Raw genomic sequence first — 21,714 nt, forward strand, 5'->3', positions numbered from 1 at the left:
TGGGGAGAACAATATGACAACAATCATTGATAAAATCGCCTGGATTCATATCGAGAATGGACAAGTCTTATGTGCGCGTTCCAAAGGGAAAGATATGTATTATTTACCTGGAGGAAAAAGAGAAGCCGGAGAAACAGACGAAGAGACGCTCGTGCGCGAAATCGAGGAAGAGATTTCTGTTCAGATCAAGACAGAGACTGTTTCTTATTTTGGAACGTTTGAGGCAGAAGCTCATGGGAAAGCAGAGGGTGTTACAGTCAAAATGACCTGTTATATTGCGGATTATGAAGGGACATTAACGCCAGCGTCCGAAATCGAGGAATTATCTTGGTTAAGCTATAAGGATCGGGATCGCGTGTCTGTTGTTACCCAAATTATTTTTGATCAATTGCATGAGAAGAATTTGCTCTCATAATCAACCATATACAGCATTTGAAGTCCGTTTTAAGCCAGCAAGTTGGCTTGAGACGGTCTTTTTATTTCTACGAGCCAAAGGTCGTTGTTGGGCGATAGCAACGTTTCTTCTCATTAAGGACAGATGTCCTTTTTTAAACCCTTGAATTGCTATTTAATATGTAAGAGATCGAAGTTGAGGAGAGAGAGAAATGAGAGGAATTATATTTGCATTTTTAGCGGGGGCTTGTATTACGCTACAGGGCGTGTCAAATGCTCGAATTAGTCAAGATATCGGGACTTGGCAGGCGGCTACAATTACACAATTAACAGGGTTCATCATGTCCTTTCTCATTCTTTTGTTCGTTAGAGATGGGAAAAGGGGAGGCTTTAAGCAAGTAAAACCCTTATATTTGATCGGTGGCGCTTTTGCGGCTGTTATTATTTTTAGTGAAGTAACGGCCATTCAGCAAATTGGTGTTACTTTTACGATATCCTCATTGTTGATTGCTCAGCTATGTCTGACGTTCTTAATTGATATTAAAGGCTGGTTTGGAATGGAAAAGAGAAAAATGAGACTGCCGCAGTTCATCGGCATCGGGTTGATGATCGTTGGCGTAGTGATATTGAAATTCTAATGGCCTTGCGTAAAGTCGATAAATGGAGGAGTTAAGTTATGATTATTGGTTTGATATTAGCGCTTATCGCGGGATCACTAGTGAGTCTGCAAAATATATTTAATACAAAAGTTAATGAAAAGGTTGGATCTTGGGCCACGACAACTTTAGTGTTAGGGATGGGATTCCTAGCTTCATTTATCATGAGTCTTATCGTTGAAGGAAACCGTATATTTACTTTGAGAAATATGGAGCCTTGGTATTGGATCAGTGGTTTGATCGGGGTTGGGGTAGTAATATGCCTTGTGCAAGGAACTAAGCGGTTGGGCCCTACGTATGCGATTTCGATCGTATTAATCTCTCAGCTTGGGTTTGCACTGCTCTGGGATTCACTAGGCTGGTTAGGGCTTGAAAAGGTTCCTTTTACTTGGAAGCAGTTGGTCGGAGTGATTGTTATTGTTGGAGGTATTCTCGTGTTTAAGCTAGGTGGTGAACGGGAGACGCAGAAGGCGGTTTAGGCTTCCCCTCAGTCGCATGTCTGTCAAAATAGAAGTGATGGCAATCACACGAGGATGGAAGGAAATCAAATTATACTTTGGGAAAGTAATAGCTCGATTATAAATAAGGAGTAGATCATCCTATGTTCATACAATTGAACTCCCAAACTATTGAAAAGTTAGAAAAAAGCCTTGGTGAACGACCAGGATATTTTAAATTATTCTTCGATACAGAGGGCTGTGGTTGTAATGGCGTGATCGTAATTCAGGTCATTAGTGAACCTCATGCTACAGATATTGAAATTCAGAAAGAGCCTTTTACTTTTTTTGTTGACCGGCAACAGGAGTCTTTATTTGATGAACAGATGCGACTTGAAGCAGATGAGAATTACCCGTCATTCCGATTAAGTAGTGATTCGAGTCTGTTAGGTAGTAATATTCGTGTAAAAGATATTCGTTAGGCAGGTTGGAGCAGTTGAATGTAGAGTGTGTAGAATGGCTGATGAAGCGATTTTACACACTTTATTTTATTTTTTTCGAGCATTAATATTGTAGACTATGTCACGACGTGATATAGTCACGTTAAGACATATTTAAATGCGACGTATAAATAAAGGGAGCTGGGCATGTTGAACCCTGAAAAAGTATTGAAGAAATACGTACCCATGACTGAAACAGCATTCTATATTCTTTTATCCTTAGATGAACCACGTCATGGATATGGAATAGTGAAGCATGTGGAGAAAATCACGAAAGCACGTCTTTTGTTAGGTTCAGGTACAGTTTATGGCACGTTAACGAAGATGCAAAAAGATGGGATGATTACTGTTTTTGCTGATGAAGAGAGAAAAACAGTTTACGAAAGAACAGACATAGGGATGCTAATTCTTGCTACAGAGATTAATAGGCTTAAAGAGCTACATGAGAATGCTATAAAATATGGAGGTGACATAGATGATTATCAAAATATTTAGACCCCTTTGGAGTTATGATGTTCAGAAAACTGAAGAATGGTTAGCTTCTATGGCCCAAAAAGGCTACGAACTTATCCGAATCAACCGTTTAACTAGATATTTTTACTTTCAGCAGGGCGAACCGAAAGCAGCAAACTATCGAATCGTATTCGATAAAGTTCCCAACCAATCCCTCTCTAAGGGTCTATTAATTTTCGGATGGACGAAGGTGTTACAGAGCGGCAAATGGGTTGTGACGATGAATCGGCTGCCTTTAGAACAGATTAGAGCTCTCCCTGATCGAGAGGGAATCGTAAAGCATAACAAGAAGATCATGTATATTTTTATGGGTATATTGATTTATTTAATGGTTGCATTACTCAATGTAATTTTAATAAGTACGATAGCATTGAGTGTTTCCAAGTCTGGTCATTTTAATGTCTTCAACGGACCTTATGGTTTTATTCCTGCTACTGCATTAGGACTTAGCATTATCTTATGTATTTTCACCGTATATTCGCTGATCACATTAAACAAGACGAACCAAAGATTAACAGAAGAATTCATACAACCAAACAAGCAAAATGGTGAGGGGACATCCTTTCTGAAAGATAGGCTAAGTAAGAATGAAGAGAAGCGTTTGAAAAGTTCAGGTCAACTTGTTATGAAGTGGAAGCTTGGATGGATGTATGCGCCGGATCGGCTTGAAGAGTGGCTAGAGGAAATGGAGAAAAAAGGATACAATCTGTACAGAGTTGGCAAAACGGGAACTGCCTTTTATTTTAAAAAAGGGAAGCCTCGTAAGATGTGTTATTGTGCGGACTTACAAAATACTGCTGATACCAATTACTTCAACATTCATACAGATTCTGGCTGGGTATGTCTGTATAAATCGAGTTCATGGAGTCAGAAATGGGTTTTATGGGGCCAAGAATATGTACCAGGTAAAGCCAAACCGCAAATATACAGCGATAAGTTAAATCAGTTGAAACTAGCTAGACGTATAGCTTTAACGTATTCTGCTATGTTCTTACCCCTCACTATTTTATATATGTATATCATTGGTTTAAATGTAAGATTATCGACTTATTCTAACCTGGATCGATTGCAGATCATAAATATGATCTTGTACGCCATCTTAATTCTAATGTTTGGATCATATGTTAGTCGGACTTGGCTATATTACAACCGACTTCGTAAACATCATCAATAATATCGTGGAGGTGTATGATGCAACAGAACATTTATGACAACCCTGAGTTTTTTCAAATGTATAAGAACTTAAGGGAGTCAAGAATTACATACAATGACTTTATTGAACAACCTGCAATAAGAGGGTTACTTCCAGACCTACAGGATTTAAATGTTCTCGACCTTGGCTGCGGTTTTGGAGAACAGGCGAACTATATGATTGATAACCACGCATCACAGGTAACAGGTGTTGATATATCAGAGAAGATGTTAGCTATGGCAAGGAAACGACCTGAGATCCGTTATATACAGAGCTCTATGGAAGAAATCGAATTTAATCGAAATGAATTTGATTTGGTAGTAAGTTCGTTAGCTTTTCATTATGTCGAGGATTATAAAACACTCATTAGTAGGATTTCAAAGTGGATTAAACCAAATGGCTACCTGGTATTTTCAACAGAACATCCTGTTGTTTTATCAAATAAGATTCAAAGTGGGTGGGTTAAAGATTCCGATCATAATATCCTACATTGGCCCATTGATAATTATGGTGAAGAAGGTCTCAGATCACAGTTTTGGGGGATCGATGGTGTCATAAAATACCATAGAAAACTTTCAACTTTACTTAATACTTTGATCCAAAATGGACTGACTGTTGAAGAAATTGTTGAACCTGAATCCAATCTTGAGGGTCTTGAGAAGATGCCCAAATTAATAAATGAAAGAAGGAGACCTTCATTTTTAATAATTAAGGCTAGAAAAACAGTTATAAGTGGACAGTAATTTTCAGTTAAGAATGAACTTTACCAACCGATGAAGGACGATTACTTTATACTTATGTATACAGCATCTGCAAGGAAAATAAGGGGAGTGTCTGTATGCATGAAATACCTCATGAGGATTATTATAAAGTGAAGCCACTACTTCAAGGAGAGCATATCCATCCCGAAATTCTCTCTGTGATTGAAGTTAATAATCCTGGTTGGATCTTTGTCGATCAACTTACAGCACCAAAGAGTGCGTTAGTATGGAGTCAGGGGATTGAAGGGTTTTATCTTATTGGCGATCACACCAATCAAGCCTTTATCCATGCACTGGACAGTTATGTAACAGATCATATTGTACCTAGAATGAAGGAACTCGGGATGGAACATTTCGAAGTTTCTGGTCAACATGATGAATGGAATCTGGAATTGATGTTTCCTTCTAGGAAGCTATATCCTTTTGAACAGATGGTGTTCAAGTTACTTCACAAGCCGCCTACGACGCTGACTAATGGGATTAGAACTATAAATCTTAAAATGCTGGATTGGGAGAACTCAGATCTAAAGAATATAGAATTTGTACATGAAAATATTGATTTATTCTGGTCATCGAAAGAAGACTTTGCTGAAAAAGGCTACGGATATGCTGCAGTTGAGGGATCTGAAATTATGGGGGTGTGTTATTCTAGTTTTGTTACACAGGATACACACGCAATCGGAATTGAAACCCTTCCTAAATATCAGAAACAAGGAGTGGGGACACATTTAGCGACGCTAGTAGTTGAAGATGTGCTTGCCAATGGCTTTGTTCCTTACTGGGATTGTTCACTAGATAATGAAGCTTCGAAAAAATCGGCACTACGACTAGGGTTTCAACAGATACATCAATATAAGTGTGGAGCTTTTGCAATATAATCCTTTTAGAGACGTCTATTCCATGGAGTAGACGTTTTTATTATATTTACCGTGGAGTTGTAAATACTTTAATATGAATTGTAATTTGGTATAACTCTATAATTATGAGAGAATGATCATCGGAACGAATAGAACGATTGAATATATTATAAGGTTAGGATGATCATCCATGAAAATTTTTCTTGTCGAGGACGATAGAACGATAGCATCAGGACTTGAATATTCATTACAGCAGGATCATTTTGAAACCCTTCTATGTTATGACGCCACCTCAGCCAAAGCGGTGTTATCTGAGCAGTTATCAGAGCTCACCTTATGCATCTTTGATCTCTCACTGCCGGATGGCAGCGGTTATGAATTGTGCAAGATCGTGAAAGCGCAAAGTGATATACCGGTAATTTTTTTAACGGCGATTGATGATGAGGTCAACGTGGTGATGGGACTCGATATGGGGGCAGATGATTACATAACTAAGCCTTTTCGGATTCGGGAGCTGCTATCGCGGATTAAATCCGTCTTAAGGAGATATAACAAGCAGGCTCAGACCCAATCCAATATCGAATTAGAGAATATACGGATTAACACGCTTGAAGGAAAGGTTTATAAGAACGGAAATGAAGTGCTATTGACCGCATTAGAATATCGATTATTACTGATCTTTGCTAACCATGTTGGTCAGGTTCTCTCAAGAAATCAATTGTTAGAACGGATTTGGGATGTGGCAGGTGAATTCGTGAACGACAATACATTATCGGTTTACATAAAAAGACTTAGGGAAAAGTTAGAAGATAACCCCCAAGAACCCACACTGATCAAAACAGTTCGAGGGTTGGGTTACAAGGTTGGTGATTAGGATGCTTCGTAATAGAGAATTTAGATGGTTATTGTTTACGATGTGCTTGATCAGTCTTGTGGCTACAGCGATGGCGACATTTATATCGTTAGAGGCGGTAGGGCTCACAGCTGGGACTTCAGCTTTGCTTATAGCTTGCAGTGTATTGTTTACCCGCTGGAGATATGGTGAAATTGAAAAGCTCTCAGGGTATCTATGCCAAATCAGTAGTGGGAATTATTCGCTCGATGTTCGTGATAATCAGGAAGGTGAGCTTAGTATCCTGAAGAATGACATTTATAAAGTGACGCTGATGTTATCCGAGCAGAGTGCGCAATTACAAGAAGATAAAATGAAGCTCACCAATGCGATTTCGGATATCTCTCATCAGCTCAAAACCCCGCTTACTTCCATGACTGTGATGGCAGATTTATTAAGTGATCCTGAGCTGCACACTGAGAAGAGAATGGAGTTTACCCGGAAAATTACGATTCAGCTCGAACGAATTGGCTGGCTAGTCTCCTCTTTATTAAAGTTCTCCAAGATCGATGCTGGAACCATTCATTTTAAAAAAGATCTTGTTCTGGTGAACAAGCTAGTTCAAAAATCTTTGGAGCCCATGTTAATTCCAATGGATATTAAAGAACAACGGATCTTGATTGATGGAGATGATAGCACCACATTTACGGGCGATCTCAATTGGATAACTGAGGCGATCATTAATATTCTGAAAAACTGTGTAGAGCACACACCTGCTGGGGGAGAGATTTCGATTACTTTTGCAGAAAATGCACTGTTTACGGAAATTGTCATTACAGATAACGGCAAAGGAATCCCAAAGGCAGAGCTCCCCTATATCTTCAAACGATTCTATAAAGGTAAGAATGCAAGCGAAGATAGTGTAGGGATTGGACTTGCCTTGGCACAAAGCATTATCACAGGACAAAACGGAACGATCGATGTGAAGAGTGAAGTGGGAAAAGGTACACAATTTCAGATTAAATTTTATAAGCAAGTCATTTAGCACTTGTAGCTTAGTGACTAGAATGTCACTTTAGAGTCACTGGATAGTCATTGTAGACAGATATACTGATCTCATCAACAAATGGAGGTCTAACAATGGACATTTTAAAGATTGAACATCTGTCTAAAACATATGGAAAAGGCGAAACAGCGGTAAAGGCACTGGATGATGTATCTTTTTCAATTAAAAAAGGTGAATTCGTAGCGATTATCGGGCCATCTGGCTCCGGGAAATCGACCATTCTGCACTTATTAGGCGGAGTGGATAGACCGACAAGCGGCAAAGTATTCGTAGATAACACGGATATTTATGAATTGAATGAAACACAGCTGGCGATCTTTAGACGCAGACAAATTGGGCTGATTTATCAATTCTATAATCTTATACCGGTCTTAACGGTCGAAGAGAACATCACACTTCCTTTACTCCTTGATCAGCACAAGGTAGATAAGAAACAATTTGCGGATACTGTAAAGGCGTTAAATTTGGAGAATCGCTTAAACCATCTCCCAAATCAGCTCTCAGGCGGGCAACAACAGCGGGTCTCTATTGGTAGAGCGTTAATTAGTAATCCTGCAATCATGCTGGCAGATGAGCCAACCGGTAATCTGGATAGTAAGAACAGTGGTGAAATTATAGATTTATTAAAAATGTTTAATAAAACCTATAATCAAACACTGATTGTCATTACTCATGATGAACGGATTGCATTACAAGCGGATAGAGTGATTACCATTGAAGATGGAAGGATCGCCAAAGATGAGGTGATTCGTCCGTGAATATCGTAAATAAATTAACGCTTAGACATTTGAAGCAAAATAAACGAAGAACATTGGTTACTATCATTGGAGTCATCATTTCTGTGGCTATGGTGACGGCTGTGGCAACGCTTGGTTTTTCATTTATGGAATTAATGAGGCAGCAGAGTATCTCAACAAATGGAGAATGGCATGTCCAATATAGAAATGTTACTAAAGCTCAGCTTAAAGCGATAGAAGCGGATGATGCAACGAAAACACTTGTCATCTCAAATGATCGTGGCTATGCCCCTTTAGAGGGGGGACAGAATGAGAACAAGCCCTATTGGTATATTAAGGAATATAATTTAGCTGGTTTTAAACAATTTCCGATTGAACTTCTGGATGGAAGACTCCCGAAGACTAACTATGAAGTAGTCATTTCTGAGGAAATTGCAAAAAACGCTAAAGTAACATACAAGATTGGTGAAACTTTAACTCTCGATGTCGGAGAGCGAGTCACTAGGGATGATAAAAATAGTGGGCAGCCCTTATCTCAGAACGAACGATTACGGACTGAAGAGGACACCCTGAATGAAGAGATCATTCATAAAAAACCAATGAACTACACGATTGTGGGAGTGATAAAGCGCCCTACTTGGGAACCAACATGGTCCCCGGGTTATACTGCTCTAAGTTATGTGGATGAAAGCTTGATTGGAGCAGCTGAAAAAACCACAGCGACGGTTGTATTAAATAAGGTGGATAGCTCCATATACAAGCATGCAGAGGAATTGGCACAAGAAAACAATATCGAGTCGATCTCTTATAATAATAGTTTGCTCCGCTATTATGGTGTGACGAACAACGATGGCTTACGTAATACACTTCTTTCATTGTCAGTCATCGTTATGACTGTGATTATCATTGGTTCCGTTTCTTTAATCTATAATGCTTTCGCAATTTCTGTCTCGGAACGTGCACGCCATTTAGGAATGCTCTCCAGCGTAGGTGCTACAAAGAGGCAGAAGCAGAATTCAGTGTTTTTTGAAGGGATGATCATCGGTTTAATTAGTATACCTATTGGGATAATTTGCGGAATTACAGGAATCGGGATCACTTTTATGTTTATCAATTCGATGATTCAAGATGTACTAGGGATAACTGAAAAATTAACATTGGTTGTTACACCTCTGTCCCTATTCACCGCTTGTGTAGTTTCGATACTGACGATTTTTATATCCACCTATCTTCCAGCCAGAAAAGCTTCCAAGATTTCGGCAATTGATGCGATCAGACAATCAACCGATGTTAAGCTCTCTGGTAAAGCGGTGAAAACATCCAAGTTCGTTCGCAAGTTGTTTGGAATTGAAGCAGAGATTGGTTTGAAGAATTTAAAGCGAAATAAACGCAGGTACCAAGCAACCGTATTCTCACTTGTCATTAGTATCGTTTTATTTTTATCCGTATCTTCGTTCACTTCTAATATGAGAAAGTCGGTAGAACTCTCACAGGATGGTTTGAACTATGATATCCAAGTCTATATGGGGACTGAGGACGCTCAAAAAGTAGATCGGCTGACGAAATCGATAACTGCCTTACCTAATATAACGGAATATAATGTGGTCAGGGAACTAAGCTTGAGTTCATGGATTGATGAAAAAGATATGGCAAAAGAATTGCAAGAGATCGTGGAGAAGGATAGCAGTATTTTAAAGAATGGGAAATATCCTTACTACATTCAGATCCATGCCCTAAATGAACAGGGTTTGAGAACCTATGCAGAATCCGTCGGTGTAAGTTATGAACAATTAACGGATCTCAATCAGATGTCAGCTATTGTGAATGATACCGTCACCTTTGAGGATGAGAACGCCAAAAAGATTATTGAGACCAAAGCTCTTCATTCGGAAATCGGTCAGAAGCTTGATTTAATTTATACGGATTGGGATACAGAAAAAGAGACGAAATTATCACCAGTAGAAATCGTCGCATTAACTGATAAACGCCCTATGGGTGTTCATTCAGCACAAGTTGGTGGATTAAACATCATTGTCTCTGTCCAAGTCTTCGATCAATTAACAAATGATACGATGAGTAACGATATACAAAGCCGACTAAACCTGAACAGCTCTGATCCATTAGCGACACAACAAGCCATTGAAGAGATGAAAGAACGGAATGTCTATGTTCAAAATGTGTTTCAAAATAGACAAAATAGTGAGCAGATGATCATGTTAATGTCTATTTTTACCTATGGTTTTATTGCTTTGATTACATTAATATCGATTGCGAATATTTTCAATACGATATCAACTAGCATATCACTTCGTAAAAGAGAGTTTGCGATGTTGAAGTCTGTAGGGATGACGCCAAACGGTTTTAATAAAATGATTAATTATGAAAGTATCTTCTATGGGATAAAATCACTACTTTTCGGGCTTCCGATTAGCATAGTCGTGATGTACTTGATCTTTAGATCCATGATGAGTAGTTTCTCCTATGGATTCGCACTTCCGTGGATGAGTATCTTGTATGTCATAGTCGCTGTATTTATCATCGTTAGCTCAGCTATGCTGTACTCCAGTTCAAAAGTGAAGAAGGAAAATATTATTGATGCTTTAAAACAGGAGAATATATAAGGATTAGCCGCGATAATCGCGGCTTTTTTGACTTTTCTGAAGGTTTATATTTTTTGGGGGTGTTTTGTGTCATATATGACACGAACGGTATGTTATTACATATAAATCCCTATGATATAATGTATTCAATTGAATTTAACAGATTATAACTTTAGAGGCAGGTGTCAACGCTTGAGAACGGTCGTCGTGATTGGCGGGGGAATTACTGGATTGTCTACCGCTTACTATCTACAGAAATCTATACAGCATAATAAGTTGGATGTAAAAATCATTTTGGTTGAAGCCAGCGATAGACTGGGCGGCAAAATCAGAACACTTCAGCATGATGACTTCATCATGGAGTCTGGTGCTGATTCAATTGTCACTCGCAAGAGAAATGTAGCACCATTGATTGAAGAATTAGGTATTCAGGATGAGGTTGTATATAACGCGACAGGAATATCATACATCTACACAGAAGGTAAGCTGAAGCAAATTCCTAAAGATGCAGTCTTTGGCATCCCTCTCAGTATTGAATCACTTGCTACTACAGATTTGATCTCTGCTGAAGGTAAAGTTGAAGCACTTAAAGATTTCTATACTCCGAATGATCGTTTTACGAAAAACGATTCTGTAGGTGATTTTCTGGAAGCTTTCTTTGGAAAAGAACTTGTCGAGAAGCAAATATCACCTGTCCTATCAGGTGTATATTCCGGGAAATTGAGCGAACTTACCATTGCCTCGACCCTTCCTTATTTGATTGATTATAAAAATGAATATGGAAGTATTATTCAGGGATTGTCCGCGAATAAGGCTAAATTCCAGGGGAACGGCGATAAGAAGTTTATGTCTTTTAAGGGTGGCGTATCTGCTCTGATTGATGCCATGGAAGAACAGCTGTCCGATGTTGAGATCATCAAAGGGATTCGGGCAGAGCGCATTGCAAAGGATGGAGAACGGTACCGGGTAACACTGGCAGATGGACGAATCTTGGACAGCGATTTTGCCGTACTAGGAACGATGCATTCTACTGCACAAGCATTACTTCAAGACGAAGCGCTGAATGAAGATTTCAAACAGTTGTTTAACAGCTCTATGATTAGTGTGTATCTAGGATTTGATATCCCTGACAGTCAACTGCCAGCGAACGGTACAGGGTTCATAACAGCCAACAGTGACGATGTTCTTTGCAATGCTTGTACGTGGACAAGTCGCAAGTGGGAGCACACGTCTGGTCAACAACGTCTGCTTGTCAGACTCTTTTATAAAAGCTCAGGATCGCATTATGAGTCCTTGATTAAGCTTTCAGAAGAGGAATTATTAAAGGTGGCGTTGAATGATATACAGACCAGTCTTGGAATTACTGGACATCCAGTTACCCACGATGTGACCAAATGGCATGATGATATGCCAAATTACCACAAACGCCATCACGAGATTGTAGTATCCTTAGAGAGTAAGATTGCAGATCATTATCCGAATGTAATCCTTGCTGGATGTTCTTATTATGGTGTGGGTATTCCTGATTGTATTGCAAATGGAGAGAAGACAGCGGAACGCATTTTGGAACAAGTAATTACACATTAAACAAAGGAGGGCGGACAATAGTGAGAAAATTAGCGATAAGCTCTATGCAAAGTCTAGACTATAAACAACGGCGGTTGTTTGTATAGAGCGAATAAAATTTGATTTACCGCCAGTGCACTGTGCATTGTTGTTTTTAGTATAGACTTTGCTACCTTCAAACTCAAAAAAAGTTTAAGGAGCAGAGCGACTATGAAATATGTAAATGCAGATACGATTTTTCCAAAAGAATTATTAGAGGAAATTCAGAAATATATTAACGGTGGTTTGGTGTATATCCCTAAGCCTGAAGAAGCACATGTAAAATGGGGCGAGAAGTCAGGGAGCAGAAAATACTTAAGATCTAGAAATATTGAGATTTGTTTAAGGTTTGCCGTTGGAGCAACGGTTGACCAGCTTTCGGATGAATATTGCCTATCAAGGGACAGTATTAAGAAGATTGTTTACACAAAAAAATAGCTATAATCCCAAAAAGTCACGTTAGAGGAAGCTCTGATATGGCTTTTTGGGATTTAATTATCATTCAATCTTAAATACCGTACTTTTTCCGATATTTATCGATCCCATCTACAAACAGTCCTTCATATTTCACGCCTTCATCCATCTTTTTATTTGCTGCTTTAAAATCGTTGCTAGGACATGAAATGTTTGGTGAAATCGTCGAATTAGGTCCTGATGCGGAAACCGATTTGGCAGTTGGCATGCGTGTAGGTGTGAATCCAATTACTGCAAAACGTGCAGGTCGTCGTTATTCGTTGGAGGTAGGAGCCTTTTCACAATATGTCTTAATTGAAGATGCAGCACTTAATTATAACCTTTATGAATTTGATGATTCCGTTTCGGCAACAGAGGCCGTATTAATGGAACCCATGAGCGTAGGCTTCCATGGCGCTTTTAGCGTACTGCCCAAACATGGAGACAAAATCGTAGTTCTTGGTGCTGGTCCTATTGGCTTATCTGCAGCTGCAGGATTAATTGGTGAAGGCATTAAAGATGTTTGCGTAGTGGATATTGACAACTGGCGTTTGGATAAAGCAAAAGAATTAGGCGCATTAACAGTTAATACGTCGACTGAAACATTAGCAGAGGGTTTAATCAAACACTTCGGCGAAGTGAACGTATACGGTGTGAGTGTACCCAATGTAGATGCTTTTGTGGACGCAGCGGGCGCTCCAATCTTATTTGAACAAGTGATGCAGATTGTAAAGCCACAAGCAAGAATAGCAATCATTGCCGTTTATAAAAATGAAGTACCTATAAACCTTGCTCAAGTGATGAGTAAAGAAGTTAACATAGTTGGAGCTAGTGGATACACACATGAAGATATTGTAAAGGTAATTGAACATATAAACGACAAGAAAACGAATATCTCTACAATGGTGACACAGACTTATAAATTAGAGGATATTCAAGCCGCCTTCGATAAAGCAATTGCAGCAAAAGAAACGATCAAGGTTATTGTAGATCTAACTTAATCATCAGTTAATTATATTGGAGTTCATTTGAGTGTAAAACTCAGGTGAACTCTTTTTATTTTAGAAGAATAATGACGTTATATAAAATTTAATTCTAATTGAACATGGCATATTACTAGTGTGTGGTCGTAATTATACTGAGTATGGAAGTGAAATTAGAGAAAAAACGTGGAGGTATGATGGAAATTAATCTTGTTCCAGTAACGTTTGAAGATAAAGAGGTAAGGGGATCATCGATGGAATCCATATTTGATTGAGCTTTCAGGAAACGTAGCTGGATTTGTGGTTGTTCTTTTTGAAAACTTAGATACAGACCCAGATCCAAATCATGTGGTCTATGACTTTATGATTTTGCAGAAATACAAGAGAAATGGAATAGGTACTGCTGCCGCAACTAAAACATTTGATCTATTTAAAGAAGCTAAATGGAAACTAGCTAAAATGGAAAATAATAAACCTGCCATTGTTTTCTGGCGAAAAGTGCTTAAAGATTATACAAAAGACAACTATACAGAACGTTATTTGAGTGATCTCCAAAAATATATTCAAGCATTCGATAGAAGGGGGAGAACGAAATGAATATCACCGTAACATTAACTGACAGCACAACAAAGTTTAAGATTAACAATCTCTACCCACTATACTTACACGATCTATCAGAGATATGGGGGAACCTTCCTAATCAATACGGGGTATACGAGGATAATGAAACACAGACGCTGAATGAACAGAATAAAGTGTTCGACATATGGTGGGAGAAGCCGGGGATTTTATATCCTTATTTAATAAAAGAGGATGGAATTCCTGCTGGTTTTGCATTAGTAGCCACACCACCTCATACACCACCAGGTTGTGAATTTTATTTAAACGAATTCTTTATCCTCCGGCCCTTTCGAGGTACGGGAATCGCTGAACGTGCGGCTAAGGAGGTATTTAATCTTCATATTGGAAAATGGGAGCTACAAACCAATCCCACAGCTACAAATAGGAGAGCCCAGCATTTTTGGAGAAAGACACTAAAAGAATATACTGGTAATAGCTTTCAAGAAGAATGTAAGAAGTCTTTTGATGATGAATTAAAGATGATTTTTAATTTTTGTAATGGATAAAGCTAATCAAAACAAATGCTTTGATGGAGAAAAGTAGTTCAATACCTCTTTACAGGGAGGAAACGCCGGAGATTGAGAGCGTTTCTAGAGAAAAGGGTTGATCGAAGTTCACTCCGGAGCAGTCCCTTGAAACCATTGTTGGCAAGTAGAGGTGTACCGGTGTTAACCGTTAAATATTTAAGTGAGAACATTTCTGCTTGTTGTACAGAATAGTTCTAATTTAGGGTGGTACCGCGGCTCCTCGTCCCTTTTCGGACGAGGGGTCTTTTTGTTTCCATTTAGAAGAAATAATTGTATCCATGTAAGGCTTGGTAGCTCAGTCGGTAGAGCATAGGACTGAAAATCCTAGTGTCGGCGGTTCGACCCCGTCCCGAGCCATCTTAGCTTTAATAGCAAGGCTCGGTAGCTCAGTTGGTAGAGCATAGGACTGAAAATCCTAGTGTCGGCGGTTCGACCCCGTCCCGAGCCATCTTAATTTTAATAGTAAGCTTTCTATAAAAACAGCCTGTCCGACCATTATGGTTAGACAGGTTGTTTGTTATTTCATCTTAATTTGAGAAGTTTAAGGAGTAGATTAATTATGAAATATGTAAATGCAGATACAGTCTTCCCTAAAGAGTTACTACAAGAAATACAGAAATATATAAACGGTGGTATGGTCTACGTTCCAAAGCCTGAAGAATTACATGTGAAATGGGGTGAGAAGTCAGGGAGTAGAAAATATTTGGAATCAAGAAATATTGAGATCTGCCTGAGGTTTGCTGCTGGTGCAACCGTCGACCAGCTCTCAGGTGAATACTGTCTTTCTAAAGATAGTATTAAGAAAATTGTTTATACTAAAAAATAGCCGGTCAACCGTAGGGTTGACCGGCTATTACATTTATTTAAAGCGTTAACTCGCAAATATATGCTTACCAATTTTTAAGTTCTGAGGACGAGTCCAGATCCATGCACTAGTAGCTGTATCTGGATTGAAATAATAGATCGAATTGTTTGTTGGGTCCCAACCTCGGACAGCATCAAGAGCAGCTAAATAGGCAGTCCGGTTTGGAGTAAGCCAGTATTGACCGTCAGATACGGCTGTAAATGCGCCTTTTTGAAATACAACGTTTTTAATATTGTCTGGGAATTGACTAGATTGTATGCGATTCATAACTACAGCACCAACTGCGACTTGTCCTTTATAAGGCTCACCACGAGATTCACTATAAATGACTTTCGCCAGAATATCCATTTCCTCAATATTAAGCGTGTATTTTTTTAGAGCATTCCATGTTTTTGTACCAGTAACTCCATCGGCACTTAATCCGTAGGCTTTTTGAAATTTAGTAACGGCAGCTTTCGTTTGTGCTCCATATACACCATCTAAAGGCTGAGTATAGAAATTCAGAGTTTTTAATCGATACTGAAGATCCCACACATCTCCAGAAGAACTCCCTACGGTTAATACCGGAGCAGCACTAGCAGAACCGATCATAGTAGCCATACTTACCAGACCCAAAAGAAGCAACAAAGTGAATATTTTAGTCTTCATTGTAGTAGCCTCCTTTCAGAAAACATTATAAATAACCTTCAATAACTGAGACAACACTCATTTATTGGTAATCTAATAATCCATTTTACATTTTCGAAAATACTTCATTAGGTTTGTGATCCTATGAAATGGGTAAATAAATAATCAGAGGCACATCAACTTCGGAGGTTTTATATATGAAAAAGCAATTATATCTATTCATAATCGCAGCTGCACTCACTCTAAGCGCATGTGGTAATGAAAATAGCTATGGCAATAAGATAATGGAAGATACCTCACATTCCAATTCAAGCAACGTATCTGAAAATTTGAAAGTGGCAGAGAATCCTACTTTTAAAATAGGAAGTAAAGCGATTATCCAAGCGGACCATATGGAAGGTATGAAGGGGGCTACTGCAACAATAGTTGGAGCTTTTGACACCACAGCGTATATCGTTTCTTATAGACCTACAACAGGCGGATTTCCAGTTACAAATCACAAGTGGATTATTCATGAAGAAATCAAAAAAGCAGCTGACAAACCCTATGAATCCGGCTCGGAAGTCATAATGGAAGCTGACCATATGAAAGACATGAAAGGTGCAACGGCTCAAATTAACGCAGCGGAACATACCACGGTATATATGATTGATTACACACCTACTACGGGTGGAAATAAAGTGAAAAATCATAAATGGGTAACGGAAGATGAGCTTTCAGCAATAAAGTAACCAATAGAAATTAAGCTCTTAAGTAATGAAAAATGATCAAGGTAGGAACAGTCATGGACTTTGTTAAAGTTCTAGGCTGCTCCTACCTTTTTGATTGCTTCTTTTATTGGTAGTGAAGTGTTAAAATATCTTTATAAAGCACTGCTATACAAAATATACCATTTTAATTGATATTTTCTTAGAAGGTAGGAGCGTGATTGAAATGCCTAACTGGCAGGTGAAATTCGATGAAGAAATGCTTAAACAAGCTGCACAACAGATTCAAGTCGATTGGACAACGATTAAGTATATTGGTGGTTTTGAAAATGTTGTCTATAGCTTTCCAAAAGATGATCATGAATATATTTTACGTGTAACACATCAGTCTCATCAGGAGCAGGAGATGGTCATCTCTGAACTTGACTTTATGGACCATCTTGCAAAGCATGGCGTGCAACTGGCTCGCCCCATTCCCTTTCAGGATGGCAGCTTGGTACAAACGCTATTCAAAGATGAGGAAAGATTTATGATCTGTGTAATGGAGAAAGCACCAGGTGGTCATGTTAATGCTTCCGATCCCAATTGGGGAACGGAGCTTTTTGAGCAATGGGGTGAGGTAACAGGAAGAATGCATGCTTTAACTCTGCAATACAATCCGGAGACTGTTTTGGCAAGACCACATCAGGGTAAGCTAGATTTTGACTTTGCTAACTTTGGTACTGTTGAACAGCAGCTTTTTGAAAAGTTGCTTCAAATAAATGATCGGATTAACCAGTTGCCGCGGAATCGAGAAGGCTATGGACTATGTCACCGTGATTTGCATCCGGGTAATTTCTTCGTGCATGAGGGGCAGATCACCGTGTTTGATTTTGATGATTGCGGATACGACTATATGGTGCATGATATTGCCATTGCCGTTTATTATTCGACCATCTTTGGGGATTGGCGAAAACCGGAGGTAGAGCAGAGTAGAACTTCTAGTCTTGCGGCAGCCATGCTGACGTCTTTTATGAAGGGATATAATCGAAAGTACTCACTCGACAATAAGTGGCTAAAAGAGCTCCCACTCTTTATCGAGAAACGCCGACTGGAATTAGTGCTATTGTTATTTCAAGAGTTTTCGGAGTCACAACGTGAGCAGGATAGAGAGTGGCTTGCCCGTAATATTCAGGATGCCCTAAATGACAAAGCTTGTTTAGAGCTTTAATAAATCCTTTTGAGTAGTTTTTAATATATTTAGAATAGATAATGAGGATATATCATATAAAAAAGGAGCATTTATTTGAACCTAGCAACTCCTGTAACACCTATTCAACTTATGCAAGTACTTCTAAACGTTTCTGTGATCCGCCCTGTTTTTATTTGGGGGGCGCCTGGTATTGGAAAGTCTTCTCTTGTAGAAGCTTTTGCTGATCAGGTGGGTCTTCCATGTGTTTCTCTTCTGGGTTCTCAACTAGCACCGGAAGACATCATTGGGGTACCTCAAATCGTTAACGGCAAGAGCCAATTTTGTCCTCCGAAAATGATTGCTCGGGACGAACCGTATTGCTTGTTCTTAGACGAGCTTAATGCCTGTTCTCAAGAGGTGCAAAAAGCTTTTTATAGTCTTATCCACGAACGCCGCATCGGCGATTATCACCTACCTGAGGGCTCTATAGTAATAGGAGCTGGTAACCGTGCACAAGATAGTGCAATTGTTAAACCTATGTCCTCCGCGCTTATCAATCGGATGTTCCATATACAGCTAAATGTATCTTTTCAGAATTGGATCTCTTGGGCATATGAGAATAGCATTCATCCTATGGTTATTGAATATCTGGAATTGCGTCCCGATCATCTGTGGAGTGCACCTCCAAAGACTGAAGAGCCTTTCTCCACGCCACGCTCTTGGCATATGCTTAGTGATGCACTACATGAGTTTGGGGATGATATAAATGTGGATGCCGTGGGGATTTTAGCGAATGGTTCACTGACACCTTCTCACGCCACACAATTCAGGGCTTTTTATAAAAATCTAACTGGAAAATATGAACTTAATCAAATTATAGATGGTAAATCCTCATTTCCAACGGCTCCAGAAGATCGGGATCTCCTGTATTTCCTGGCGCAATCCTTGCGTGCCCAGATTATCAAAGAACTCCCTCCGATTAAAGATAACGTACGAGATGGACATCGCCAATTTGCACACACTGTTAAAAAGCTGATTAAAGACCTGTCCGTCATTAGCTTTGAAATTGCACAGCTAGTAGTTGCTAAGCAGGAGCAAAGTGATAATATTCCAGATTGGTTAATGGTTGAAATTGTACGTGATTTACCACGTCTTGCAATAAAAGAGCGGGGGTAAATATGGCTAAAAAAACAACTCCAGATAATCCCGCTTTGAAAAATTTTAATGAAGCATGTTCATTAATCGCGGATCATCCTATTTTTGCACCGTTATCTGTTCGAGCTTCGATTATTCATAATGAAAATAGTCCCTATCCTGAAGACGGCTGGGCAATTGTCACTAATAACGGTTATATTTACACTCATCCTAAACGGCGTGGCGAGGTTGCTGAATGGATGTACGTTTTGGCACATTGTTTTCTTCATTTAGGTCTTGGACATTTAAAGAGTAAAGAGAATCAAGTGGCGTGGAACGTTGCATGTGATGTGTACATAGCAAAGTTTTTAAATGACTTGAAGCTTGGGAAAGTACCCGCAGATATGGAGTCGCGAATTGATCTTACAATTAAAGATGAACAACAGCTTTACGAGCAATTTATGATAAAAGGAATTCCGGACACCTCCAGATATTTTGGGACTGCGGGTGTTTCAAAACTGGATATGAATGTTAGAGAAACCACCAAAAGATACTGGGGAAAAGCACCGGATTGGGAAGCCTATTTTGCTTATGGGTTATCTAATGCTGTGACGAATGCAGTAAGTGTTGCTGGAGGCCATGCTAATACTATTAGTGACCCTGCACTTTCATTAACCGCTCCACAACGTGCAAAACGATGGTTTATGGACAGATATCCTTTATTAGGTGCGCTTGCCGCCGGCTTTGAGATTATAGAAGATCCAGCGATATGTCGGCGATTTGATATTTCCATAGCTGCCATTGACGTTATTGAGCGCAAAATATTTATGAACCCTGCAGCCGGACTAAACGACGAGGAGTGTATTTTCGTGATGGCGCATGAGCTTCTGCATGCGGGGCTTCAGCATCACGAGCGATGTCTTGGTCGAGATCATTATCTTTGGAATGTGGCTTGTGACTACGTAATAAATCTTTGGCTAATAGAAATGAGTGTAGGGGAGTATCCGCGAATTGGACTCTTATTAGATCCTGAGCTTAAAGGTTTATCTGCTGAAACGATTTATGATCGTATGGTCGGAGATATCCGCACTTATAAGAAACTGGCAACCTTGAGAGGCAACGGACTCGGTGATATTTTAGATAACGGTTCATCTAGCTTTTGGGATGTGAGAGAAGGACAAACGCTTGATGATTTTTGTAAGAATGCTATGCAACAAGGACTTATGTATCATGAAGAGCAAAGCCGCGGTCTTTTGCCATCAGGACTAGTTGAAGAGATTAGAGCGCTGGGCCAGCCACCTATTAAATGGGATGTAGAGCTTGCTCGTTGGTTTGATCATTATTTCTCACCGCTTGAGAAGACCAGATCTTATTCACGAATTAGCAGACGTCAATCTTCTACGCCTGATATCCCTCGACCACAGTGGGTTCATAGCGGTGCTGCAGATGATGGCCGTACTTTTGGAGTTATTTTAGATACCTCAGGCTCAATGGATAAAAAGCTTCTGGCCAAAGCATTAGGGGCCATTTCAAGTTATGCGCAGGCTCGTGATGTTCCTTTTGCACGGATTATCTTTTGTGATGCTTGTCCTTATGATGCAGGTTACATGCCCCCCGAGGCTATCGCGGATCGGGTACAAGTGAAGGGAAGAGGGGGAACGATCTTACAACCAGCTATTGATTTGATTCAACAAGCTGAGGATTTTCCGAAAAAAGGACCACTTCTAATTATTACAGATGGTTATTGTGACAAGCTGACCATTAAAAGAGACCATGCTTATATTTTGCCCAAGGGAAATGACTTGCCTTTCTCACCCAAAGGACCTGTATTCAGAATTAATTAGGGCTTAGAATAAATTTAGAGCGAGGTAACAATGGATATGAATCCCCCAAAACATATTCTTTCCGCAGCTACCGTTGTATTCAATGATCAAAGAGAGATTTTATTAATAAAAGGTCCAAAAAGAGGATGGGAGATGCCAGGCGGACAGGTCGAAGAGGGAGAGTCACTTAAAGAAGCGGCAATCAGGGAGGGCAAAGAAGAATCGGGTATTGATATAGAAATAAATAAGTTCTGCGGCGTTTTTCAAAATGTGGATCGATCTATTTGCACTACGTTATTTTTGGGTAAAGCTATCGGTGGCGAACCTGCTACTAGTTCCGAGAGCTTGGAAGTGGGGTTTTTCTCAATAGAACAAGCAATGGATATGCTCACATGGAAAAACCTAAGACTGCGGCTAGAGTATTGCCTAAATGATGCTGTGCAGCCTTTTTACGTAGAGTTACAGGGCAAAGAAGTAGAAGAAGTAATATTTATATTAGAAAATCAGCAAACTTTTTAGAGGTCCCCCTGCGTCCTAATTAATGAAACCTCTGAGTTAATGTAGGGAGCACAATGAACAAATGTTACGATCAACCATTCATTCTTTTTTTATTTTATAACATTTTCACTTGATTACAGAACTTTTCATACGTTT

Annotated in this window: 24 protein-coding genes, 2 tRNA genes and 1 other annotated feature; of the genes, 25 read left to right on the forward strand and 1 reads right to left on the reverse strand. The window is 39.4% G+C overall.

Annotation, left to right across the window (positions count from 1 at the left end; genetic code table 11):
- Positions 1-13: 13 nt before the first annotated feature.
- The 20 genes from NYE25_RS04330 (at position 14) to NYE25_RS04425 (ending at position 15,559) form a co-directional block, all read left to right on the forward strand.
- Complete coding sequence (locus NYE25_RS04330) at positions 14-415, forward strand: NUDIX hydrolase (protein WP_149644449.1); 402 nt, start codon at positions 14-16, stop codon at positions 413-415.
- Between the two features lie 190 nt (positions 416-605).
- Positions 606-1,031 carry a DMT family transporter gene (locus tag NYE25_RS04335; RefSeq protein WP_076285787.1) on the forward strand — a complete coding sequence of 142 codons (426 nt, stop codon included), beginning with the start codon at positions 606-608 and terminating at the stop codon, positions 1,029-1,031.
- 38 nt (positions 1,032-1,069) lie between these two features.
- Positions 1,070-1,528 carry a DMT family transporter gene (locus NYE25_RS04340; protein WP_042187996.1) on the forward strand — a complete coding sequence of 153 codons (459 nt, stop codon included), beginning with the start codon at positions 1,070-1,072 and terminating at the stop codon, positions 1,526-1,528.
- Positions 1,529-1,650: 122 nt separating this feature from the next.
- Entirely contained in the window at positions 1,651-1,968 is a 318-nt protein-coding gene (locus NYE25_RS04345) for an iron-sulfur cluster biosynthesis family protein (protein ID WP_341054695.1), read from the forward strand.
- A gap of 165 nt (positions 1,969-2,133) precedes the next feature.
- The gene (locus NYE25_RS04350) at positions 2,134-2,481 is read left to right on the forward strand and encodes a PadR family transcriptional regulator (protein ID WP_371915742.1); all 348 of its coding nucleotides are present in this window, start codon (positions 2,134-2,136) and stop codon (positions 2,479-2,481) included.
- On the forward strand, positions 2,462-3,673 hold the full coding sequence (locus NYE25_RS04355; RefSeq protein WP_341145207.1) for a DUF2812 domain-containing protein: 1,212 nt from the start codon (positions 2,462-2,464) through the stop codon (positions 3,671-3,673). The genes NYE25_RS04350 and NYE25_RS04355 overlap by 20 nt, the downstream gene beginning before the upstream one ends.
- Before the next feature lie 17 nt (positions 3,674-3,690).
- Complete coding sequence (locus NYE25_RS04360) at positions 3,691-4,434, forward strand: class I SAM-dependent methyltransferase (RefSeq protein ID WP_341147677.1); 744 nt, start codon at positions 3,691-3,693, stop codon at positions 4,432-4,434.
- Between the two features lie 95 nt (positions 4,435-4,529).
- Positions 4,530-5,330: a GNAT family N-acetyltransferase gene (locus tag NYE25_RS04365; RefSeq protein WP_341145208.1), complete on the forward strand. Its 801-nt coding sequence runs from the start codon at positions 4,530-4,532 to the stop codon at positions 5,328-5,330.
- A 169-nt stretch (positions 5,331-5,499) separates the two neighbouring features.
- A complete protein-coding gene (locus tag NYE25_RS04370; protein WP_341145209.1) occupies positions 5,500-6,183 on the forward strand; it encodes a response regulator transcription factor in 684 nt (227 codons plus the stop codon).
- 1 nt (position 6,184) lies between these two features.
- Positions 6,185-7,186, forward strand: coding sequence for a sensor histidine kinase (locus NYE25_RS04375; RefSeq protein ID WP_341145210.1), 1,002 nt, complete (start codon positions 6,185-6,187; stop codon positions 7,184-7,186).
- A 95-nt stretch (positions 7,187-7,281) separates the two neighbouring features.
- The gene (locus NYE25_RS04380; protein ID WP_042127549.1) at positions 7,282-7,965 is read left to right on the forward strand and encodes an ABC transporter ATP-binding protein; all 684 of its coding nucleotides are present in this window, start codon (positions 7,282-7,284) and stop codon (positions 7,963-7,965) included.
- Entirely contained in the window at positions 7,962-10,565 is a 2,604-nt protein-coding gene (locus NYE25_RS04385) for an ABC transporter permease (RefSeq protein ID WP_341145211.1), read from the forward strand. The genes NYE25_RS04380 and NYE25_RS04385 overlap by 4 nt, the downstream gene beginning before the upstream one ends.
- A gap of 171 nt (positions 10,566-10,736) precedes the next feature.
- Positions 10,737-12,131 carry a protoporphyrinogen oxidase gene (locus NYE25_RS04390; protein WP_341145212.1) on the forward strand — a complete coding sequence of 465 codons (1,395 nt, stop codon included), beginning with the start codon at positions 10,737-10,739 and terminating at the stop codon, positions 12,129-12,131.
- A gap of 189 nt (positions 12,132-12,320) precedes the next feature.
- Positions 12,321-12,587 (forward strand): CD3324 family protein, encoded by a 267-nt coding sequence (locus NYE25_RS04395; RefSeq protein ID WP_042127555.1) that lies wholly within the window; start codon positions 12,321-12,323, stop codon positions 12,585-12,587.
- Positions 12,588-12,757: 170 nt separating this feature from the next.
- On the forward strand, positions 12,758-13,603 hold the full coding sequence (locus tag NYE25_RS04400; RefSeq protein ID WP_341145213.1) for a zinc-dependent alcohol dehydrogenase: 846 nt from the start codon (positions 12,758-12,760) through the stop codon (positions 13,601-13,603).
- A gap of 249 nt (positions 13,604-13,852) precedes the next feature.
- A complete protein-coding gene (locus tag NYE25_RS04405) occupies positions 13,853-14,182 on the forward strand; it encodes a GNAT family N-acetyltransferase (RefSeq protein ID WP_341145214.1) in 330 nt (109 codons plus the stop codon).
- Positions 14,179-14,712: a GNAT family N-acetyltransferase gene (locus tag NYE25_RS04410; RefSeq protein ID WP_339803739.1), complete on the forward strand. Its 534-nt coding sequence runs from the start codon at positions 14,179-14,181 to the stop codon at positions 14,710-14,712. Before NYE25_RS04405 ends, NYE25_RS04410 begins: the two co-directional genes overlap by 4 nt.
- 11 nt (positions 14,713-14,723) lie before the next feature.
- Positions 14,724-14,964 (forward strand) — a binding site (T-box leader).
- Between the two features lie 53 nt (positions 14,965-15,017).
- Positions 15,018-15,090 (forward strand) — tRNA-Phe (locus tag NYE25_RS04415).
- An 18-nt stretch (positions 15,091-15,108) separates the two neighbouring features.
- A tRNA-Phe gene (locus NYE25_RS04420) sits at positions 15,109-15,181 on the forward strand.
- Between the two features lie 111 nt (positions 15,182-15,292).
- Positions 15,293-15,559, forward strand: coding sequence for a CD3324 family protein (locus NYE25_RS04425; RefSeq protein WP_042188024.1), 267 nt, complete (start codon positions 15,293-15,295; stop codon positions 15,557-15,559).
- A 45-nt stretch (positions 15,560-15,604) separates the two neighbouring features.
- Here NYE25_RS04425 and sleB read toward each other — a convergent pair whose 3' ends face one another.
- On the reverse strand, positions 15,605-16,246 hold the full coding sequence (gene sleB / locus NYE25_RS04430; protein WP_445667116.1) for a spore cortex-lytic enzyme: 642 nt from the start codon (positions 16,244-16,246) through the stop codon (positions 15,605-15,607).
- Positions 16,247-16,422: 176 nt separating this feature from the next.
- On the opposite strand from sleB, the gene NYE25_RS04435 reads away from it, so the two are divergent.
- From NYE25_RS04435 to NYE25_RS04455, 5 genes are all read left to right on the forward strand, one after another.
- Entirely contained in the window at positions 16,423-16,956 is a 534-nt protein-coding gene (locus NYE25_RS04435) for a YdhK family protein (RefSeq protein ID WP_341145215.1), read from the forward strand.
- 202 nt (positions 16,957-17,158) lie between these two features.
- A complete protein-coding gene (locus tag NYE25_RS04440; protein ID WP_341145216.1) occupies positions 17,159-18,142 on the forward strand; it encodes a phosphotransferase enzyme family protein in 984 nt (327 codons plus the stop codon).
- 75 nt (positions 18,143-18,217) lie between these two features.
- Positions 18,218-19,279 carry an AAA family ATPase gene (locus NYE25_RS04445; RefSeq protein WP_076298997.1) on the forward strand — a complete coding sequence of 354 codons (1,062 nt, stop codon included), beginning with the start codon at positions 18,218-18,220 and terminating at the stop codon, positions 19,277-19,279.
- Positions 19,280-19,281: 2 nt separating this feature from the next.
- The gene (locus NYE25_RS04450) at positions 19,282-21,081 is read left to right on the forward strand and encodes a vWA domain-containing protein (RefSeq protein WP_341145217.1); all 1,800 of its coding nucleotides are present in this window, start codon (positions 19,282-19,284) and stop codon (positions 21,079-21,081) included.
- Positions 21,082-21,117: 36 nt separating this feature from the next.
- Complete coding sequence (locus NYE25_RS04455) at positions 21,118-21,579, forward strand: NUDIX hydrolase (protein WP_341147679.1); 462 nt, start codon at positions 21,118-21,120, stop codon at positions 21,577-21,579.
- The last annotated feature ends 135 nt before the right edge of the window (positions 21,580-21,714 follow it).

This window comes from Paenibacillus sp. FSL E2-8871, assembly GCF_038000345.1.
Lineage (GTDB): Bacteria > Bacillota > Bacilli > Paenibacillales > Paenibacillaceae > Paenibacillus_AQ.

Coding starts and splice junctions, on each gene's coding strand:
- NYE25_RS04330 (WP_149644449.1), top strand. CDS start 14: ATGACAACAATCATTGATAAAATCGCCTGGATTCATATCGAGAATGGA.
- NYE25_RS04335 (WP_076285787.1), top strand. CDS start 606: ATGAGAGGAATTATATTTGCATTTTTAGCGGGGGCTTGTATTACGCTA.
- NYE25_RS04340 (WP_042187996.1), top strand. CDS start 1,070: ATGATTATTGGTTTGATATTAGCGCTTATCGCGGGATCACTAGTGAGT.
- NYE25_RS04345 (WP_341054695.1), top strand. CDS start 1,651: ATGTTCATACAATTGAACTCCCAAACTATTGAAAAGTTAGAAAAAAGC.
- NYE25_RS04350 (WP_371915742.1), top strand. CDS start 2,134: ATGTTGAACCCTGAAAAAGTATTGAAGAAATACGTACCCATGACTGAA.
- NYE25_RS04355 (WP_341145207.1), top strand. CDS start 2,462: ATGATTATCAAAATATTTAGACCCCTTTGGAGTTATGATGTTCAGAAA.
- NYE25_RS04360 (WP_341147677.1), top strand. CDS start 3,691: ATGCAACAGAACATTTATGACAACCCTGAGTTTTTTCAAATGTATAAG.
- NYE25_RS04365 (WP_341145208.1), top strand. CDS start 4,530: ATGCATGAAATACCTCATGAGGATTATTATAAAGTGAAGCCACTACTT.
- NYE25_RS04370 (WP_341145209.1), top strand. CDS start 5,500: ATGAAAATTTTTCTTGTCGAGGACGATAGAACGATAGCATCAGGACTT.
- NYE25_RS04375 (WP_341145210.1), top strand. CDS start 6,185: ATGCTTCGTAATAGAGAATTTAGATGGTTATTGTTTACGATGTGCTTG.
- NYE25_RS04380 (WP_042127549.1), top strand. CDS start 7,282: ATGGACATTTTAAAGATTGAACATCTGTCTAAAACATATGGAAAAGGC.
- NYE25_RS04395 (WP_042127555.1), top strand. CDS start 12,321: ATGAAATATGTAAATGCAGATACGATTTTTCCAAAAGAATTATTAGAG.
- NYE25_RS04410 (WP_339803739.1), top strand. CDS start 14,179: ATGAATATCACCGTAACATTAACTGACAGCACAACAAAGTTTAAGATT.
- NYE25_RS04425 (WP_042188024.1), top strand. CDS start 15,293: ATGAAATATGTAAATGCAGATACAGTCTTCCCTAAAGAGTTACTACAA.
- sleB (WP_445667116.1), bottom strand. CDS start 16,246: ATGAAGACTAAAATATTCACTTTGTTGCTTCTTTTGGGTCTGGTAAGT.
- NYE25_RS04435 (WP_341145215.1), top strand. CDS start 16,423: ATGAAAAAGCAATTATATCTATTCATAATCGCAGCTGCACTCACTCTA.
- NYE25_RS04440 (WP_341145216.1), top strand. CDS start 17,159: ATGCCTAACTGGCAGGTGAAATTCGATGAAGAAATGCTTAAACAAGCT.
- NYE25_RS04450 (WP_341145217.1), top strand. CDS start 19,282: ATGGCTAAAAAAACAACTCCAGATAATCCCGCTTTGAAAAATTTTAAT.
- NYE25_RS04455 (WP_341147679.1), top strand. CDS start 21,118: ATGAATCCCCCAAAACATATTCTTTCCGCAGCTACCGTTGTATTCAAT.